Origin of the sequence: Tabrizicola sp. (assembly GCF_031377265.1) — a bacterium.
In the GTDB taxonomy this organism is placed as follows: Bacteria; Pseudomonadota; Alphaproteobacteria; order Rhodobacterales; family Rhodobacteraceae; genus JAUYQR01.
The window spans coordinates 1-5,207 of the sequence record NZ_JANMET010000255.1 but is presented as its reverse complement, the minus strand read 5'-3'; the positions used below and the strand labels follow the sequence as shown (position 1 = coordinate 5,207).

The 5,207-nt window shown below is 65.7% G+C and carries 5 protein-coding genes and 1 pseudogene; 2 read left to right on the top strand and 4 right to left on the bottom strand.

From position 1 onward, the window contains the following. Together RMO18_RS14550 and RMO18_RS14545 are read left to right on the top strand one after the other, a co-directional pair. A pseudogene (locus tag RMO18_RS14550) lies at nt 1–221 on the top strand (ABC transporter permease); the annotation flags it as partial. Further along, nucleotides 218–994, top strand: coding sequence for an ABC transporter permease subunit (locus RMO18_RS14545; RefSeq protein WP_309666842.1), 777 nt, complete (start codon nt 218–220; stop codon nt 992–994). The pseudogene RMO18_RS14550 and the gene RMO18_RS14545, both read left to right, overlap by 4 nt. Here RMO18_RS14545 and iolB read toward each other — a convergent pair. The 4 genes from iolB to RMO18_RS14525 form a co-directional block, all read right to left on the bottom strand. Then, the gene (iolB, locus tag RMO18_RS14540) at nt 991–1,797 is read right to left on the bottom strand and encodes a 5-deoxy-glucuronate isomerase (protein WP_309666841.1); all 807 of its coding nucleotides are present in this window, start codon (nt 1,795–1,797) and stop codon (nt 991–993) included. The two genes, RMO18_RS14545 and iolB, sit on opposite strands and share 4 nt — an antisense overlap. A gap of 61 nt (nt 1,798–1,858) precedes the next feature. Next, nucleotides 1,859–2,758, bottom strand: coding sequence for a myo-inosose-2 dehydratase (gene iolE / locus RMO18_RS14535; RefSeq protein WP_309666839.1), 900 nt, complete (start codon nt 2,756–2,758; stop codon nt 1,859–1,861). A 10-nt stretch (nt 2,759–2,768) separates the two neighbouring features. Next, entirely contained in the window at nt 2,769–4,595 is a 1,827-nt protein-coding gene (gene iolD / locus RMO18_RS14530) for a 3D-(3,5/4)-trihydroxycyclohexane-1,2-dione acylhydrolase (decyclizing) (protein WP_309666838.1), read from the bottom strand. A gap of 2 nt (nt 4,596–4,597) precedes the next feature. After that, nucleotides 4,598–5,207 (bottom strand): 2-deoxy-5-keto-D-gluconate 6-phosphate aldolase domain-containing protein (locus RMO18_RS14525; RefSeq protein WP_309666837.1); only part of this gene is annotated, 610 nt, incomplete at its 5' end.

Here is a 5,207-nt window from a genome sequence, read left to right as displayed (position 1 = left end):
TGACCTGCACCAAGGATACCGCATTGCTGGCGGTGATCGGGTTCATCGAGCTGACCAAGGCCACGTCGCTGGCGGCCGGAACGACCAAGGCGTTCCTGACCTTTTACATGGCGGCTGGCGTGCTGTATCTGCTGCTGTCGTTGGTATCCGGCGTGATCTTCGGGCGGATTGAGAAATGGGCGCGCCGCGGCCAGCGCAGCATTGAAGGGGGCGGGATGTGAGCGCCTATCTTCAACCCCACCGCATCGTGCTGATCGCCATTGGCGTTGGCATCGTCGTCTGGTGCGCGGTCAGCCTGAACTGGACCTGGCTTGCCACGCCAAAATACCTTGACGTGCTGCCGCTGGCGATCTGGCGCACGATCTGGCTGACCGTGGTGACGATGGCGCTGGGCATGGTGCTGGCCATCGGGCTTGGCTTTGCGCAGGCGGCGGGGCCGGCCTATCTGGCGATCCCGGCGCGGATGTATTGCAGCGTTATTCGCGGCACGCCGCTGCTGTTGCAGTTGTGGCTGTTGTACTACGGTCTTGGGTCGGTGTTCGCGCAGTTCCCGGAAATCCGTGAAAGTTTCCTCTGGCCGATCCTGCGCCAGGCCTGGCCCTATGCAGTGCTTGCCCTGACGCTGAGCGTTGCGGGATACGAGGGCGAAGTGATGCGCGGCGCGTTCAAGGGCGTGCCGAACGGCCAGCTTGAGGCGGCGCGCGCGATGGGCGTGCCGCGTTTCACCACGTTTCGTCGGATCTGGTTGCCACAAGCGCTGCACCGGGCGCTGCCCACCATTGGCGGCGAGGCGGTGTTGCAGATGAAGTCAACGCCACTGGTGGCCACGATCACGGTGGTCGACATCTATTCGCTGGCCAAGCGGGTGACGCAGGACACCTTCATCGTCTACGAACCGCTGCTGTTGCTGGCGCTGGTTTACATGATCCTTGCAGGCGGGATCGTGCTGTTCTTCAGGTGGCTGGAAAGCCGGTTGCCGGTGAAAACGGCCTAAGCATCACGCTTGGCGATCCAATCGTGGTCGGGATCGTTCTGGAACCGCCATTTGCGCAGCGGTCCGGCCATCACGTTCAGGTAATACAGGTCATAGCCATAAGGCGCGGCGCAAGGGTGGTGGCCCTTGGGCACCAACGTCACGTCGTGGTTCTTGGGCGCCATGGTTTCGTCGAGGCTGCCGTCTTCGGTATAGACCCGCTGCACCGCGAAGCCGGAGGCCGGATTGGTGCGGTGGTAGTAGGTTTCCTCCAGATAGGTCATCCGGGGGAAGTCATCCTCGTCATGCCGGTGGCTGGGGTAGGAGGACCAGTTGCCGGCCGGGGTGAACACTTCGGTCACCAGCAGGCTGCCGGCGACATCGCGGCCCTCCATGGCGATGTTGTTGATGTAGCGGGTGTTCTGGCCGCGGCCGCGCGGGGTCAGTTCGATCCCTTCCGGGCCGAGGCGCCGGGCGGGATGGGTGCCGGTGCCGGGGGCGGAGCAGACCGCAAGGGTGCAGGCAGTGGTGGCGACGGCCTCCCAGGACTGGCCGTCGGGCACGTAGAGGCAATGCGGCGGGCTGCGGTCGAAGACATCCATCCGCGCGCCCATCTCGCCCCAGTCCTGCTCCGCCGCCTTGATGTGGGCGCGGCCTTCGACCAGCACGAGGATCACCTCGCGGTTGCCGGTGGCCTCTGCGACCTTGTCGCCGGGTTCCAGCCGATAAAGGCCAAAGCCGACATAGCCCCAGCCCGCGCTTGCAGGCGTGATGTCATGCACCTTGCCGCGCTGACCCGCCGGTTTCCGCAAAAGCTCGACCATGGGCTTCCTCTTCCCCAAATATCCCACGGGGGTCCGGGGGTGTGAAACCCCCGGTCCGCCGTCATGCCTTGTCGAGCCCCGCCCGCCGCGCAAACCCCTTGAGCGCCCGCAGGCCCAGCGACTGATATTCAAACGGATCGCGGACCAACGCGTCCTGCTCGGCCTCGATCACCAGCCAGCCCTGATAGCCGTGTTGTGCTGCCACCTCCAGCACGGCGTGGAAATCGACCACGCCTTCGGCATCGCCCGGCACGGTAAAGACACCGCGCCTGACGCCTTCAAGGAACGACAGCCCCTGTTCGCGCACCTCGCGCAGGATCGCGGGGCGGACGTTCTTGGCGTGGATGTGCCGCACCCGGGCCATGTGGCGCTTGGCCAGCCGCACGGGATCGCCACCGCCATAGTAGCAATGCCCGGTGTCGAGGAGGAGGTGGGTATGCGGCCCGGTCTCGGCCATTAGCCGGTCAATTTCCCATTCCGCCTCGATGATGGTGCCCATGTGGTGATGGTAGACGAGGGTGATGCCCTGCGCAGCCGCATCGGCCGCCAGCGCTTCGATCCCCTGACCGAAGGGCTGCCACTGCACGTTCGTCAGGCGCGGACGGTCGTTCACCGCCATGCCGTCATTGCCGTGGATCGCGTTCGAGGTTTCGCAGACGATGATCACCTTGCTGCCCATGCCTTTCAGCACGTCGAGGGCAGGCTGCATCGCAGCCTTCTCGGCCTCCAGCGAGTTCGCCAGCAGGTTGGTCGAATGCCAGCCCGAGACGAATTTCAGGCCACGCGGGTCAAGCTCGGACTTCAGCCCGGCAACCGTGTCCGGGAATTTGTGGCCCTTCTCGATGCCGTCAAAACCGATCCGCGCCGCGTCGTCGAGGCAGGTGGCAAGGCTGATATGTGCGCCGAGACTGCGGTCGTCGTCGTTCGACCAGGCGATGGGGTTGGTGCCGTAGTTGATCATCAAGGCGTCCTCAGTTGCCGAGCCGGTCTCGGACGGTGTTGATTTCATAGTCCTTGCGGGCCGCGCGCACTTCGGCACGGGTCGAAACCTCTGGTACGGCGACGTTCCACCACGTGCCGCCCGCGCCGGTGCCGGGGGCGGGATCGGTGTCGATGACGATCACCGTCGGGATCAGGGCGGTTTTCGCCGCGGCCATCGCGGCCTCCAGTTCGGCGATGTCGGTCGCCTTCAGCGCCAGCGCCCCCATCGACAAGGCGTGGGCGACGAAGTCGATGTTCGGCTCGTTGCGGTGGAAACTGTCGGCGAGAAGGTTGTTGAACGGCGCGCCGCCGGTGGTCTGTTGCAGCCGGTTGATGCAGCCGTAGCCGCGGTTGTCGGTCAGCACCACGGTGAAGGGGATGCCCATCATCACCGCCGTCGCCAGTTCCGAGTTCGCCATCATGTAACTGCCATCGCCGACCATGCAGACCACGTCGCGGTCGGGCCGCGCCATCTTGAGGCCCATCGCCCCGGCGATCTCGTAGCCCATGCAGGAAAAGCCGTATTCCGCGTGATAGCCGCCCTGTGCGGCGCGCCAGAGCACATGCAGCGCGCCGGGCATGGAGCCTGCGGCGGACATGATGACCGAGGTCTTGCCGGTCTGGCGCTGCACCGCGCCGATCACCTGCGCGTCGGTCGGCAGGGCGTTCGACTGCGGCGCGGCCATGAGCTTGTCGGTGGTTGCAAACCAGTCCTTGCGGGCGGTGAGGTCAGGGTTGGCAAAGCGGTGGCTGCCAAGGGCGGCGCCGATCTTTTCCAGCGCCACCTTGGCATCGGACACCAGCGCCATCGCGCCGCGTTTGCCGGCATCATAGCCGTGGATGTTGATCGACAGAAGCCGGGCGTCGGGGGCGGAGAACACCGTCCAGCTGCCGGTGGTGAAATCCTGGAACCTGGTGCCGACGCCGATCACCAGATCGGCCTCGGCGGCGAGCTTGTTGCCACAGTCCGAACCGGTGACGCCGGGCGAGCCGTAGTTCAGCGCATCTTCCCAATCGACCGCGCCCTTGCCCGCCTGGGTTTCCAGCATCGGCACGTTGTGGCGGTGGGCGAGGTCCCTGAGCGTGGCTTCGGCCCCGGAATAGAGCACGCCACCGCCGGCGACGATCAGCGGGCGCTTCGCGGCACGGATGGCGGCGATGGCGGCCTCAAGCTCGTGGGCGTCGGGTTCGGGGCGGCGGATGTGCCACACCTGCGGGGTGAAGAATTCCACAGGGTAATCATAGGCTTCGGCCTGGGTGTCCTGACAGAAGGCCAGCGTCACCGGGCCGCAATTGGCCGGATCGGTCATCACCCTGAGCGCGCGGGGCAGGGCGGTCAGGATCTGTTCGGGGCGCGCGATGCGGTCGAAGTAGCGGCTGACCGGGCGGAAGCAATCATTGGCGCTGACGGTGCCGTCGTCGAAATCCTCGATCTGCTGCAGCACCGGGTCGGGGGCGCGACCGGCAAAGACATCGCCGGGGATTAAGAGGACCGGCAGCCGGTTGACATGCGCCAAGGCGGCTGCGGTGACCATGTTGGTGGCACCGGGACCGATCGACGAGGTGACGGCCATGGCGCGGCGGCGGTGATGCGCCTTGGCGAAGGCGATGGCGGCATGCGCCATGGTCTGTTCGTTCTGCCCGCGCCAGGTGGGCAGCACGTCGCGGTGGGCATGCAGCGCCTCGCCCAGGCCTGCGACGTTGCCATGGCCGAAGATCGCCCAGACGCCTTCGATGAAACGCTCGCCCTCGGGCGTCATCTGCACCGACAGCCAGCGGACCATGGCTTGGGCGGCGGTGAGGCGGATCGTGGTCATGCTCAGGCTCCCTTGGTGCGGCGGGCGTCATCCCAGATGCCGCAGAGGCGGCGGAAGTTTTCGGACATGATGGCGACGGCTGTCGCGTCGTCGATCTTTCCCGCCATCCAGTCGCGTCCGACATCGGCATGGATGGTGCGGCCCACTGCGAACCCCTTGACCAGCTTGAAGGGGGCAGCGAGGCGGAACGAGGCGGCAAGTTCTGCCTCGGACTGGCCAAGGCCCAGAATGACAATGCCCTGGACATGCGGATCGCGTGCGGTGATGGCATTGCAGGTCTCCGCCCATGCGTCCGTTGTCTGCATCGGTTCCAGTTTCCACCAGTCGGGGTAGATGCCGATGTCATAGAACCGTGTGATCAAGCGCGCGGTTGTAGAATCGTCAACGGGGCCAACCTTGGACGGGATGATTTCCAGTAGCATTTCCAGCCGGTTGCGCCGACACGCGTGGAAAAGCCGCGTGATCGTCGCCTCTTGCGCATCGCGCAGCGCAACCTCGTCCTCGGGGTGGCAAAAACACAGGACCTTGACGACATGTTCCAACGGCCATTCGGCCAGCCCGCCGAAATCGGGGCCAAGTTCCGGCTCCAGCGTCAGGGGCCGCGATCCGGGC

Excerpts from the sequence above, each read along its gene's own strand:
- iolB (WP_309666841.1), bottom strand. The coding sequence starts at position 1,797 with ATGGTCGAGCTTTTGCGGAAACCGGCGGGTCAGCGCGGCAAGGTGCAT.
- iolD (WP_309666838.1), bottom strand. The coding sequence starts at position 4,595 with ATGACCACGATCCGCCTCACCGCCGCCCAAGCCATGGTCCGCTGGCTG.
- iolE (WP_309666839.1), bottom strand. The coding sequence starts at position 2,758 with ATGATCAACTACGGCACCAACCCCATCGCCTGGTCGAACGACGACGAC.